Below are 14,561 nucleotides of genomic sequence, written 5' to 3' on the forward strand. Positions count from 1 at the left end.
AAATGCGGAAGTAGTTCAGTGGTAGAACATCACCTTGCCATGGTGGGGGTCGCGGGTTCGAATCCCGTCTTCCGCTTTTTTTGTACCCGTAAATAATTAAATAACTCTCCGGGAAGTAGCTCAGTTTGGTAGAGCACTACGTTCGGGGCGTAGGGGCCGCAAGTTCAAATCTTGTTTTCCCGACTCTCAAAGACTTGTTGTCGAACAAGTCTTTTTTTGTGCAGTTCTTCAAACTTTCCTTTTGAACGAATAATCGTTATAATAATAGTCAACGTTAGTCAAAGTTAAATTTTTAGACTGAATTATAAGCGCTGAAGAATGAAAAAAAGGGATTGATCTATTTGCAAAGTCAGAATATCTCGGATATTATTGAAGCCTATTTGAAAAAAATATTGGCTGACAGCGAGCAGATTGAAATTCGACGCTCCGAAATTGCCAAATTATTTAACTGTGTCCCGTCGCAAATCAACTATGTGATTAATACCCGGTTTACAGAACAACGAGGGTATGTCGTCAATAGTAAGCGTGGCGGGGGCGGCTACATTCGCATCGTTAAGGTTCAATTCTTAGATGATCGCGACTTTTTAGAAGCGTTGATTGGTAGTGTTGAGGATCGAATCTCGCAAGCCGATACATTAGCTATTATCCAAAAACTCTATGATGAGCATATTTTATCGCAAAAAGAGGGGAATTTGGTATTAGCAATGCTAAATGCGCAGACATTAGCCGTCAATGATAAGCAGTTAGAAGAGCAATTACGCGCACGAATGCTAATTGCTGTCTTAGAAAGATTACGTTACGAAATTAAGTAAAGAGTGGGGGATTATCCATGAATAATCTATTTACACCAAGTGCCAAAAACGTTTTAATGTTAGCGCAAGAACAAGCTAAGAAGTTTAATCATCATGCATTAGGGACGGAACATCTGTTATTAGCGCTCGTCCTCGAAAGCGAAGGGATTGCTGGGAACGCACTACGTGAACTCGGTGTGACACCCACTGATGTCTTAGAAGAAATTGAACGCTTAACCGGTTATGGCGATTCAATCGTTGCCATGGGTGTGGGCGGCTATTTGCCATACTCACCTAAAGCTAAACAAGTGCTAGATTTAGCGCGCGTTGAATCACAACAAGCTAACTCAGTCAAAATTGGGACGGCACACCTATTATTAGCGTTATTACGCGATGATGACATTATTGCGGCCCGTATTCTATTAAACTTAGGCCTCAGTTTAGCTAAAACACGTCAATTATTACTCCAAAAGATGGGGATTGATGCAGCGACTGCTAAGAAGCGTGCTAAAGCCAGTGCAAAAAAGGTTGATCAAGAAGGCACGCCTACCTTGAATCAATTAGCACGTGATTTAACGCAAATGGCCCGTGAAAATCAAATTGATCCAGTCGTTGGTCGTGATTCAGAAGTTAAACGTCTCGTGCAAATCTTAGCGCGTCGTTCTAAGAATAATCCAGTTTTAGTTGGCGAACCCGGTGTCGGTAAAACAGCGATTGCTGAAGGCTTTGCCCAACGGATTATCAACGGCGATGTGCCAAGCGATATGCAACAAAAACGGTTAATGATGCTTGATATGGGCTCATTAGTTGCTGGCACTAAGTATCGTGGGGAATTTGAAGATCGTCTCAAGAAGATTATTGAAGAAATCCATGAAGATGGCCAAGTAATCCTTTTTATCGATGAATTGCATACCTTAATCGGTGCTGGTGGGGCAGAAGGCGCAATTGACGCCTCAAACATCTTGAAACCAGCCCTTGCCCGTGGTGAATTGCAATTAATCGGTGCAACAACCCTTGATGAATACCAAAAATACATCGAAAAAGATGCGGCTTTAGAACGTCGTTTCGCGACCGTGACGGTTGATGAACCAACACCAGAGGATGCGGAACAAATCTTACGTGGGTTAAGACCACGTTACGAAGAACATCATGGCATCACAATCTCTGATGAAGCATTACACGAAGCCGTTGTTTTAGCAAACCGGTATATCACCAACCGCTTCTTACCTGATAAGGCAATTGATTTGATGGATGAAGCGGCTGCGAAGGTTCGCTTAGATGCGGTTAACCAAAAATCACCAATCGACCGCTTAGAAACTGAACTACAAGCATTAGCTAAGGAAAAAGAAGCAGCAGTCGGTGCGCAAGATTTCGAAAAAGCTGCTGCCATTCACGAAAAAGAAATTATCGCTAAGGCTAAAATGGCTAAGCGCCAAGCAGCCGAACAAGAAAATGGTATCCGGACAGATATTCAAGTCCAACCAGAAGATATCGCACAAGTCGTTGCCCAATGGACAGGTGTCCCAGTGACGCAATTGCAACGTAAAGAAAGCGAACGCTTGTTGCAACTCGAAAAAGTCTTACACGAACGGGTTGTTGGCCAAGAAGAAGCGATTTCAGCTGTCGCCCGTGCAATTCGTCGGGCCCGCAGTGGCTTGAAAGATCCCAAGCGGCCAATCGGTTCATTTATGTTCTTAGGCCCTACTGGGGTTGGGAAGACTGAGTTGGCTAAAGCATTGGCAGAAGCGATGTTTGGGTCTGAAGATAACTTGATCCGGGTTGATATGTCAGAATACATGGAACGTTACAGTACGAGTCGTTTAGTCGGGGCAGCACCTGGTTACGTCGGTTACGACGAAGGTGGCCAATTAACTGAAAAAGTCCGTAACAAACCTTATTCCGTTGTTCTTTTTGATGAAGTTGAAAAAGCTCATCCAGATGTCTTCAATATCTTGTTACAAGTCTTAGATGATGGCTATTTGACAGATTCTAAGGGGCGGAAGGTTGATTTCCGGAACACAATCATGATTATGACATCTAACTTAGGGGCAACAGCCTTACGTGATGACAAGTCAGTTGGTTTTGGGGTCAAAGATGTCACTGCCGACTATAAAGCAATGCAAGGCCGGATTTTGGAAGAATTGAAGAAGTCATTCCGACCAGAATTTTTAAACCGAATTGACGAAACGGTGGTCTTCCACTCATTAACACAACCTGAATTGCGTGAAATCGTCAAGATTATGTCCAAAGGCATCTTAAACCGCTTAGCGGAACAAGGTGTTAAGATCAAGATGACTGCGGCAGCGATGGATGTTGTGGCTAAAGCCGGATTTGATCCAGAATACGGTGCGCGCCCAATTCGCCGTGCATTACAAACGCAAGTTGAAGATCGCTTGAGTGAAGCCTTATTAGCTGGTGAAATCACAACGGATACACCAGTCACAATTGGTGCTACCAAAGGTGAAATTACCATTAATAGTAAAAAAGAAAAAACAACTGTTAAATAAGAGTGAGTACCAACAATATTAAAAAGCGCCCAGACAAATTGATTTTGTCTGGGCGCTTTTTAATGTTATTAATGATCCGGTTGAATCGTTAGTAATGTTTGGAGTTGTTCGATTTCGGTTTTGATGGCTGCACCAATATTGGTTTGACTCACCCGTTGTCGTTGGCTAACTTGGTCGATGACCCGCCGTGTTGAGATGATATCTTTCATATTGGCAATCGCATCGGCCTTGGTCGTGAAGGGTTGGTGGGTTACCAGCTGCATCCCGTAAGAATTATAGAGTAGGGTAAAACCGCCGATACCAGTTGTATGATGGTAAGCTTTTGAAAATCCGCCATCGATCACAATCATTTGGCGGTTGGCCATAATGGGGTCGTGACCTTTTTTGACCGGCGTGTGGCCGTTTAGGATATGGCCGGTTTCAGGAGAAAGATTGAATTCGCTGAGGAGTTGCTGGATGAAATCGGCGTCGTGGCGCAGACTGTAATAGGCGTTTTTAGTTTCAATGTGGGTTTCGGGATCTGGACAGAAGTAACGTTCAAAGGTCGTCATCGCGTTCTTACCAAAGAGTGGTGACAACGGCCCTGTCCATAGATACCACAACAAATCTGTCGAGAGGTTTGCCTGGTGTAAGGGGTGGTTAAAACTCGAGCGAATTTGTTGATCGAAGAAATCAAGTAACTGTTTGCCGGCATAGTTTTGATTAGCGAGGGTCAGTGTTAGGAAGTGTCCTTCAGCATCAACGGGCAAGCAGCCATGGAAGAGTAAGTTTTGATTGTAAATGCGGTACATACTACCATGATCAATTAAAAAGGTCAGGTGTTTGCGCAATTTCTGACAGCGCGTGAAGGCGGCCAGTAAATCCGCGATGATTTGGCTTTCTTCCGCCGTTAAAGCTTCGGGGTTCTCGGGATCAACGAGTTGGAAACAGGTGTTTTCTAGTGGGTATTCCTGTCCGTTGAGGTGCAAGATGCGGCGCTTAAAGTCGACTTGCGACAATAGGAGCCGGTGATCCATGTTGAATTCGGGATGGCGTTTAATCACCGTTAACTCAAGTTTGAATTGCATGATGGCTAACGCTTGTTGGACCTGGCTAATTTTTAGTTTTTCCGAAAGCGTTAGTGGGCCTTGGTTAGGATCTTCGACCGGCATGAAGGCGGGATTAGCCTGATAGTGTTGGGCCGCAAAACGGACCAAGTCGGTTAAATCAATCCCGTAGGTTTCTTCAATAATTGCGAGGTTATTATAACGGGCACAAATTCGCAGTAGGTTTAGTAAACAAAGTTCAGAACCACTGGCTGCACCGAACCATAAAATATCGTGATTCCCCCATTGGACATCGACCGCTGGCAATTGGGTCAATTGGTCAACAATCAAGTCGGGATGAGGGCCCCGGTCGTAAATATCACCGATGATGTGCCATTGGTCAACAACGAGGCGCTGAATTGTGTGACTTGTGGCGATAATTAACGCGTCGGCTTGGCCTAATTCAATAATGGTTGCGGTAATTTCTTGGAAGTAACGCTTTTTATCAACGTTGGCGACATCGCCGTACATTAATTCTTCGGTGATGTAGACGAAGTCGGGCGCCATCGCTTTACGGACTTTAGAACGCGTGTATTTCGTTGAAACGAATTTAAGCAGGTCAATCATCCGTTTAAAAGTCGTCAGGTACCACTGATTTAATTCATTTTCTGAGAGGGCCTTGTGTTTGAGCGCTAATCGTTCGGTGGGATAGTAGACGAGAAAAGCGAAGGCCTGCATCGTCTCAGGGGTCATCTCGCCGGAGAAGAGCTCATTGATTTTTTGGCGTAAGTTACCGGCACCGGTCCGGATGAGATGTTGGAAAGCATCGTATTCACCATGGAGGTCGCTCATAAAGGCCTCGGTTGGTTTGGGTAAGTTTAAGATAGCCTTGAGATTGATGATTTCAGAAGTAACGGCCATTTTCGTTGGATATTTATCGGATAGCGTTTTCATTTTATTGTTTATCATGAATAAGACTCCTTCATAAACTGATAGTTTAAATTATACCAATTTTGCGATTGAATGTTAAGCTTATTATTTCGCTTAATATTTTTGTCTATACCAATATAAAAAGACGGCTGATTTTAGCCGTCTTTAAAGAATTATTATTTAACGTCTTGGATGCTACCATCAGCATGTCGTTCCACTTTCATTTGCGTCATTGGGATGTAACCGAGTTTAGGCACAAGTGTTTTTTGCACGTCTTTAGATTGAAGGTAATTAATAAATTTAGCGGTTTGGTAATTAGGCGCCCCCTTCGTATAAGCATGTTCGTAAGACCAGATAGGCCATTGGTTGGTGAGGACGTTTTTAGTGGTTGGTTGAACCTTATCAAGTGCGACAGCTTTCAAACCATCCTTAATATAAGGAAAGGCGAGGTAACTAATGGCCCCCGGAGTTTGGCGCACGATTTTTTGAACAGTGCCCGATGAATCTTGTTCTTGGCTGGTCATGACTTTATTCGTTTTCAGACCGAGATTTTCGAAAGTTTGGCGTGTGCCGCTACCTTGTGCGCGGTTAACGACGGTAATTGATTGGTCAGGGCCGCCAACTGCGTGCCAGTTCTTAATTTTACCAGTGAAGATGTCTTTTAGTTGTGCCTGTGTTAATGATTTGATACCGAGTTTTTCGTTCACGACGGGGGCAATTGCGACGACTGCGACCTTGTGATCAACAAGCTTCTTAGCATTGATGCCGGCTTTTTCTTCCGCAAAGATGTCAGAGTTACCAATCGTGACACTACCATCGCTGACTTGTGCTAGCCCGGTCCCTGAACCGCCACCTTGAACCGTGATGTCGATGCCGGCATGTTTTGTTTGATAAGTTGCGCCAGCTTGTTCAACAAGGGGTTGAAGCGCCGTTGACCCAACCGCTGTGATTTTAGCCGACTGTTCTTTTGAATCACCTTGACTTGCTTGTTTGCCTTGACAACCCGCTAATAAGAGGGCGATAGTGCCGATTGATAGTAATACTGTGCTCATTCTCTTCATAATTAAGCCTCCCAGCCTGAATTAAGGTACAAATAAAAGTATAGCGAGCCAGTGTAAAGATTGACCCGTAATTACTGTAAAGATGGTAAAAGTAGTGTGATGAAATTGTAAAAAATGCATATCAGCATGTTAAAAACGGTTTCTTTGTTATAGTAGAGTTATTAAAACAAGGAGGTATTCAGATGACTTATTCAGAACAGGCACAAACCGGTAAGAAGGAATACGCGGCACTCAAAGAAGCGTCGCCCGAAGTAATGGGGGCGTTTGGTGACTTGCACAAGGCTAACGTCAAAGATGGTGCCTTAACGGTGAAGGAAAAAGAATTGATTGCATTAGGGATTGCGATTGCGACGCGGTGTGAGGGCTGCATCCTCAGTCATATGAATCGCCTCATTAAAGAAGGCGTTAGTCGGGATGAAGTGATTGAAACAATCAACACGGCAGTCATGATGTCGGGCGGTCCTGGGACGGTTTATGGGGGCAAAGCATTGGCCTATTTCGATGAGCGTCAGTGATTGACTTTTAATAGGAAATAAGGTATATTATCAATTAACTGCGAAAATCCGTAGAAAAATTTATTGTGCTGATCTATTGTCCAGCACGGTATTCATGAAAAGCAAAAATAGTGAGGCTGATTTTAATCAAGCAAATCAACTATTTTTGTTTTTTTTCTGCTTAAAAACTCGAAAATATGGCGATGTAATCTTTTCTTAATCTTTGTCACATTTTTGTAACATTAAGTACTGCGGAAAACTTATAGAGGGGTGAACAATTTGGCAGGACACTTAGTCAATTACGGTAAACATCGGACACGTAGAAGCTATGCACGGATTAAAGAAGTGTTGGAACTACCAAACTTGATCGAAATCCAATCTAATTCCTATCAATGGTTTTTAGACGAAGGGCTTCGTGAAATGTTTGATGACATCATGCCAATCGACGATTTTGCTGGTAACTTATCATTAGAATTCGTTGATTATCAACTTCTTGAACCTAAATATACGGTCGAAGAAGCAAGACAACATGATGCCAACTATTCAGCACCATTACACGTTACTTTGAAATTAACAAACCATGAAACTGGTGAAATTAAATCTCAAGACGTCTTCTTTGGGGACTTCCCATTGATGACAGACCAAGGGACTTTCATTATTAATGGTGCAGAACGTGTTATCGTTTCTCAATTAGTACGTTCACCTGGTGTTTATTTCAACAGTGCTATTGATAAAAATAGCCGGACAACTTACGGCACAACTGTCATCCCTAACCGGGGTGCTTGGTTAGAATTTGAAACAGATGCCAAGGATATTGCATACGTTCGTATTGATCGGACACGTAAGATTCCAATGTCTGTTTTAGTACGTGCTTTAGGTTACGGGTCTGATCAAGAAATTATCGATATCTTGGGCGACAACGATTCATTAATGTTGACGTTAGAAAAAGATATCCATAAGAATACTGACGACTCAAGAACGGAAGAAGCTTTGAAAGATGTCTATGAAAGACTTCGCCCAGGCGAACCTAAGACAGCTGATAGCTCACGTTCATTACTTTTTGCCCGTTTCTTCGATGCTAAACGTTATGATTTAGCTTCTGTTGGTCGTTACAAGATCAATAAGAAATTAAGCTTGAAGACACGTTTATTGGGTCAAACATTGGCTGAAACATTGGCTGATCCTGACACAGGCGAAGTAATTGCTGCTAAAGATACTGTTGTTGATCGTCAAGTAATGGATGCCTTGGCACCTTATTTGGATCAAGAAGACTTCAAAGCTGTTACTTACCAACCTTCTGACGAAGGCGTCTTGCCTGAACCAATGACACTCCAAGTCATTAAAGTTTACTCACAAAAGACACCTGATAAAGAAATTAACTTAATTGGTAATGGTCATATCGATGCCAAAGTGAAACATGTGATTCCTGCTGATATCATCGCTTCAATGAACTACTTCTTTAACTTACAAGAAGGTTTAGGTTCAACGGATGATATTGATCATTTAGGTAACCGTCGTATCCGTTCAGTTGGTGAATTATTACAAAACCAATTCCGGATCGGTTTATCACGGATGGAACGTGTGGTTCGTGAACGGATGTCAATCCAAGACACAAGTACCGTAACACCACAACAATTGATCAATATCCGGCCAGTTGTTGCTTCAATCAAGGAATTCTTCGGTTCATCACAATTGTCACAATTCATGGATCAAACCAACCCACTTGGCGAATTGACGCATAAACGTCGTCTATCTGCCTTAGGACCTGGTGGTTTGACTCGTGACCGTGCCGGTTATGAAGTTCGAGATGTTCACTATACGCATTATGGTCGTATGTGCCCAATCGAAACACCTGAAGGCCCTAATATCGGTTTGATCAATAGTTTAGCTAGCTACGCTGTTGTTAACCGTTATGGCTTCATTGAAACACCATATCGTCGTGTTAGTTGGGATACACATGATGTTACTGATAAGATCGACTATTTAACAGCCGACGAAGAAGATAACTATGTCATTGCGCAAGCCAACTCACCATTAAACGATGATGGTTCATTCGTTGATAACACGGTCTTGGCCCGTTACAAGGATGACAATATCGAAACATCAATCGACAAGTTAGATTACATGGACGTTTCGCCTAAGCAAGTAGTTGCTGTCGCTACGGCCTGCATTCCTTTCTTGGAAAACGATGATTCAAACCGTGCCTTGATGGGTGCTAACATGCAACGTCAAGCTGTTCCTTTGGTTAACCCACATGCACCACTTGTTGGGACTGGGATGGAATACAAAGCAGCCCACGATTCAGGGATTGCTTTATTAGCACAACATGCCGGAACTGTTGAATATGTCGATGCGAAAGTTATTCGTGTTCGTCGTGAAGACAGCTCATTAGATACGTACGAATTAATGAAATTCCGTCGTTCAAATGCTGGTAAAAACTACAACCAACGCCCAATCGTTGCAAAAGGCGATCACGTTGATGTTGATGAAATTATCGCTGATGGACCAGCTATGGAAAAAGGCGAATTAGCCTTAGGTCAAAACCCATTGATCGCTTTCATGACTTGGAATATGTATAACTACGAAGATGCTATCGTTCTTTCAGAACGCTTAGTTAAAGAAGATTTGTATACATCAATTCATATTGAAGAATACGAATCAGAAGCACGTGATACAAAACTTGGACCTGAAGAAATCACACGTGAAATTCCTAACGTTGGCGAAGATTCATTGAAGGATCTTGACGAATTCGGGATTGTCCGTGTTGGTGCAGAAGTTAAAGACGGCGACATTTTAGTTGGTAAGGTAACGCCTAAGGGTGTGACAGAATTATCAGCTGAAGAACGTCTATTGCATGCTATCTTCGGTGAAAAAGCCCGCGAAGTTCGCGATACGTCATTGAAAGTACCTCATGGTGGCGGCGGTATTATCCAAGACGTTAAGATCTTTACGCGTGAAGCTGGCGATGAATTATCACCAGGTGTTAACATGATGGTTCGTGTTTACATTACACAAAAACGTAAGATCCAAGTCGGCGATAAGATGGCTGGACGTCATGGTAACAAAGGGACTGTTTCAATCGTGGTTCCTGAAGAAGATATGCCATACATGCCAGATGGTACCCCAGTTGATATCTTATTGAGTCCCATGGGTGTGCCTTCTCGTATGAATATCGGACAAGTGCTTGAATTACATCTTGGTATGGCTGCTAGAAACTTAGGTATCCATGTTGCAACACCTGTCTTTGATGGTGCGCAAGATAAAGATTTATGGGCTGCTGTTCGTGAAGCAAACATGCCTTCTGATGGTAAGAGCATTCTTTATGATGGTCGTACCGGTGAACCATTCGATACACGTGTGTCAGTTGGTGTCATGTACTACATGAAACTAGCCCACATGGTTGACGATAAACTTCATGCCCGTTCAATCGGACCATACTCACTTGTTACGCAACAACCATTGGGTGGTAAAGCACAATTTGGTGGCCAACGTTTCGGTGAAATGGAAGTTTGGGCCCTTGAAGCTTACGGTGCCGCTTATACCTTACAAGAAATCTTAACTTACAAGTCTGATGACGTTGTTGGTCGTGTGAAGACATACGAAGCAATCGTTAAGGGTGAACCAATTCCAAAACCTGGTGTACCGGAATCATTCCGAGTATTGGTTAAAGAATTACAATCACTTGGTTTAGACATGAAAGTCTTAGATATCGATAATCAAGAAATTGAATTGCGCGATATGGATGACGATGATGACGATGTTGTTAACGTTGATGCCTTATCTAAATACGCAAAAGAACAAGAAGAAAAGAAAGCGCAACAAGAAGCTGAAAAAGCACAAGCAGCAAGTGCAGAAGATCCATCAGCAGAATAAGCGTTTGATATCGGATTAGTAGAGTGCGTAAAACACTTGACTATCTTACAAATAATGAGGAGGTCGCCCTTTGATAGATGTCAATAAGTTTGAAAGCATGCAAATTGGTTTAGCATCTTCAGACAAAATCCGTAGTTGGTCATATGGTGAAGTTAAGAAGCCAGAAACAATCAATTACCGTACCTTAAAACCTGAACGCGATGGCCTTTTTGATGAAAGAATCTTTGGCCCTACAAAAGATTGGGAATGTGCTTGTGGTAAGTACAAACGGATTCGTTATAAAGGAATCGTCTGTGACCGTTGTGGCGTTGAAGTTACACGTTCAAAAGTTCGTCGCGAACGCATGGGTCACATTGAATTAGCAGCGCCTGTTACACATATCTGGTATTTCAAAGGTATTCCTAGTCGGATGGGTCTTGTCTTAGACATGAGCCCTCGTGCTTTGGAAGAAGTTATTTACTTCGCATCATACGTTGTTATCGACCCAGGTGATACAGCGCTTGAAAAGAAACAATTGATGACAGAACGCGAATACCGTGAAAAATTAGATGAATATGGCAACAAATTCAACGCCAAAATGGGTGCTGAAGCCATTAAAGAATTGTTACAAGACGTTGATCTTGAAGGCGAAGTCGCTGAATTGAAGGAAAACTTGAAGTCAGCTCAAGGCCAAAAGAGAACACGTGCTATCCGTCGTTTAGACATCCTAGATGCCTTCCGTAAGTCAGGTAACCGTCCTGACTGGATGGTAATGGATGCTATTCCAGTTATTCCACCGGATTTACGTCCGATGGTTCAACTTGAAGGTGGCCGTTTTGCAACTTCTGATTTGAATGATTTGTATCGTCGGGTTATTAACCGTAACAACCGTTTGAAACGTTTGTTAGACTTAATGGCACCAAACATCATCGTTCAAAATGAAAAACGGATGCTTCAAGAAGCCGTTGATGCTTTGATTGATAATGGTCGTCGTGGCCGTCCAGTTACTGGACCTGGTAACCGTCCATTGAAGTCACTTTCACACATGTTGAAAGGGAAACAAGGTCGTTTCCGTCAAAACTTACTTGGTAAACGTGTCGATTATTCTGGTCGTTCAGTTATCGATGTTGGCCCTACATTGAAGTTCTATCAATGTGGGTTACCACGTGAAATGGCACTTGAATTGTTCAAACCATTCGTGATGCACGAATTGGTTAAGCGCGATATGGCTTCAAATATCAAGAACGCTAAACGTAAAATTGATCGTCAAGACGACGATGTTTGGGACGTTTTAGAAGACGTAATCAAGGAACGCCCAGTTCTATTGAACCGAGCACCTACATTGCATAGACTTGGTATTCAAGCCTTCGAACCAATCTTGGTTGACGGTAAATCAATCCGTCTTCACCCATTAGCTTGTGAAGCTTACAATGCCGATTTTGATGGGGACCAAATGGCTATCCACGTACCTTTATCTGACGAAGCACAAGCAGAAGCAAGAATGTTAATGCTTGCCGCTCATCATATCTTGGCACCTAAAGATGGTAAGCCAATCGTTACACCATCTCAAGATGTTGTTTTAGGGAACTACTACTTAACTCTTGAACAAAAGAATCGTCTCGGCGAAGGCATGATCTTCAAAGATACAAACGAAGTCTTGATGGCTTATCAAACTGGACACGTTCATTTGCACAGTCGGATTGGTTTATCAGTTGCTGATATGGCTAACCGTCCATTTACAGATGATCAACGTCACAAGATTATGGTAACGAGTGTTGGTAAAGTGATGTTCAACGAAATCATGCCAGCTGACTTCCCATATTTAAATGAACCAACAACAGATAACTTAATGAATGGTGTTCCTGACAAGTATTTCATCGACAACGGTGAAGATATTCATGATTACTTGGCTAGCGCACCCGTAATCTTACCATTTAAGAAAGGTTTCTTAAGTGATATCATTGCGCAAGTCTTCAAGGTATATAAGGTTCAACGGACATCTGATTTATTGGATGACATGAAGACCTTAGGTTACGTTCAAGCGACTCATGCTGGTTTAACAGTTGGGGTTGCCGATGTTCCTCAATTACCTGAAAAACAAGAAATTGTTGATGACGCTCATAAGAAAGTTACAACGATTTCTAAACAATTCCGTCGCGGTTTGATTACAGATGAAGAACGCCATGCGCGTGTTATTGAAATTTGGAACGATGCTAAAGATGACATCCAACAACGTTTAACGGATTCATTTGATCCAACGAACCCAATCTCAATGATGTCTGATTCTGGTGCCCGTGGTAATATCTCTAACTTTACGCAACTTGCTGGTATGCGTGGCTTGATGGCTGCTCCTAATGGTGGGATGATGGAAGTTCCTGTTACATCAAACTTCCGTGAAGGCCTCTCTGTCATGGAAATGTTTATGTCTACCCATGGTGCCCGTAAAGGGATGACTGATACGGCTCTTAAGACTGCCGATTCTGGTTACTTAACACGTCGTTTAGTTGATGTTGCACAAGATGTTATCATTCGTGAAGAAGATTGTGGTACTGATCGTGGTCTTCTAATTCACTCACTTCGTGAAGGTAATGAAATGATCGAACCATTGTATGACCGTCTTGTCGGCCGTTGTGCAATGAAGACGATTGTTAATCCAACAACCGGTGAAGTAATGGTTGCTAAGAACCAATTGATGGATGAACAACTTGCTCAAGCTGTTGTTGATGCTGGTGTTGAAGAAGTAACAATTCGTTCCGTCTTCACATGTAACACAAAACACGGTGTCTGCAAGAAATGTTACGGTCGTAACATGGCTAACGGCGAAGAAGTTGAAGTTGGCGAAGCAGTTGGTACTGTTGCTGCCCAATCAATCGGTGAACCTGGTACGCAATTAACAATGCGTAACTTCCATACTGGTGGGGTTGCTGGTGGTGAAGATATCACTCAAGGGTTGCCTCGTATCCAAGAAATTTTTGAAGCACGTAATCCTAAAGCTATCGCTACTATCACTGAAGTAACGGGTGAAGTTGTTGCGGTTGAAGAAAACCCAGCAGAACACACACGTGAAATCACTGTTCAAGGCGAAACTGATACACGTTCATACAGCGTGCCTTATACGTCAAACATCATTGTTAGCGAAGGCGACATGATTCACCGTGGTGAAAAAATCACTGGTGGTTCTGTCGATCCTAAGCAATTAATTAAAGTTCGCGATGTGTTATCAACTGAAAACTATCTCTTGCATGAAGTACAAAAAGTTTACCGTATGCAAGGTATTGAAATCGGCGATAAACACGTTGAAGTTATGGTCCGTCAAATGTTACGTAAAGTCCGTGTCATGGACCCAGGTGATACAGAAATCTTACCTGGTACATTAATGGATATTAGTGAATTTACAGACCGTAACCACGATACCTTAATTAGCGGTGGCGTACCTGCTACTTGTCGTCCTGTCTTGCTTGGTATTACTAAAGCATCATTGGAAACAAATAGTTTCTTATCAGCCGCATCATTCCAAGAAACAACTCGTGTCTTAACGGATGCTTCTATCCGCGGTAAGAGCGATCCATTACTTGGTTTGAAAGAAAATGTTATCATTGGTAAGATTGTCCCAGCTGGTACTGGTATGGCGAAGTATCGTCATATGGAACCTAAGACAGTCGGTGCTGTATCAGAAAATGTTTACTCAATCAGTGACATTGAAGCACAAATGAAACAAGAAGAAACAAAAGAATAAATGAGTGCAATTAAAGGCGGTTATATTCCGAGCGCTAGCATAGTCTGGTGAATAAGCGACACAGTCGCTTATTCGACGGACGGCGCTAGGCACAGGAATATGCCTTTAAATGCACGTTAAAAAAGAGGTCCCTCGGGGCCTCTTTTTGTCTATCAAATTAAAAGG

The 14,561-nt window shown here is 42.6% G+C and carries 7 protein-coding genes and 2 tRNA genes; 7 read left to right on the forward strand and 2 right to left on the reverse strand.

Annotated features, from left to right (window positions below; translation table 11 throughout):
* Window positions 1-4: 4 nt before the first annotated feature.
* The 4 genes from ACPBEH_RS08410 (at window position 5) to ACPBEH_RS08425 (ending at window position 3,298) form a co-directional block, all read left to right on the forward strand.
* Window positions 5-76 (forward strand) — tRNA-Gly (locus ACPBEH_RS08410).
* A gap of 33 nt (window positions 77-109) precedes the next feature.
* Window positions 110-183, forward strand: a tRNA-Pro gene (locus tag ACPBEH_RS08415).
* A gap of 158 nt (window positions 184-341) precedes the next feature.
* Window positions 342-812 carry a CtsR family transcriptional regulator gene (locus ACPBEH_RS08420; RefSeq protein WP_424348892.1) on the forward strand — a complete coding sequence of 157 codons (471 nt, stop codon included), beginning with the start codon at window positions 342-344 and terminating at the stop codon, window positions 810-812.
* Window positions 813-829: 17 nt separating this feature from the next.
* On the forward strand, window positions 830-3,298 hold the full coding sequence (locus ACPBEH_RS08425) for an ATP-dependent Clp protease ATP-binding subunit (RefSeq protein WP_424348893.1): 2,469 nt from the start codon (window positions 830-832) through the stop codon (window positions 3,296-3,298).
* A 68-nt stretch (window positions 3,299-3,366) separates the two neighbouring features.
* Here ACPBEH_RS08425 and ACPBEH_RS08430 read toward each other — a convergent pair whose 3' ends face one another.
* Both ACPBEH_RS08430 and ACPBEH_RS08435 read right to left on the reverse strand, forming a co-directional pair.
* A complete protein-coding gene (locus tag ACPBEH_RS08430) occupies window positions 3,367-5,292 on the reverse strand; it encodes a fructose-1,6-bisphosphatase (RefSeq protein WP_424348894.1) in 1,926 nt (641 codons plus the stop codon).
* Between the two features lie 137 nt (window positions 5,293-5,429).
* Window positions 5,430-6,314, reverse strand: a complete 885-nt coding sequence (locus ACPBEH_RS08435) for a phosphate ABC transporter substrate-binding protein PstS family protein (protein WP_424348895.1) — start codon at window positions 6,312-6,314, stop codon at window positions 5,430-5,432.
* A 182-nt stretch (window positions 6,315-6,496) separates the two neighbouring features.
* Between ACPBEH_RS08435 and ACPBEH_RS08440 the strand changes: the two genes are divergently transcribed.
* The 3 genes from ACPBEH_RS08440 to rpoC all read left to right on the forward strand — a co-directional run bounded on the left by ACPBEH_RS08440 (window position 6,497) and on the right by rpoC (window position 14,396).
* Window positions 6,497-6,829, forward strand: a complete 333-nt coding sequence (locus tag ACPBEH_RS08440) for a carboxymuconolactone decarboxylase family protein (RefSeq protein ID WP_011375458.1) — start codon at window positions 6,497-6,499, stop codon at window positions 6,827-6,829.
* Between the two features lie 258 nt (window positions 6,830-7,087).
* Window positions 7,088-10,681 (forward strand): DNA-directed RNA polymerase subunit beta, encoded by a 3,594-nt coding sequence (locus ACPBEH_RS08445; protein ID WP_424348896.1) that lies wholly within the window; start codon window positions 7,088-7,090, stop codon window positions 10,679-10,681.
* A gap of 70 nt (window positions 10,682-10,751) precedes the next feature.
* Window positions 10,752-14,396 carry a DNA-directed RNA polymerase subunit beta' gene (gene rpoC / locus ACPBEH_RS08450; RefSeq protein WP_112260955.1) on the forward strand — a complete coding sequence of 1,215 codons (3,645 nt, stop codon included), beginning with the start codon at window positions 10,752-10,754 and terminating at the stop codon, window positions 14,394-14,396.
* Window positions 14,397-14,561 lie beyond the last annotated feature (165 nt).

The organism is Latilactobacillus parasakei, assembly GCF_049674265.1.
Lineage (GTDB): Bacteria > Bacillota > Bacilli > Lactobacillales > Lactobacillaceae > Latilactobacillus > Latilactobacillus sakei.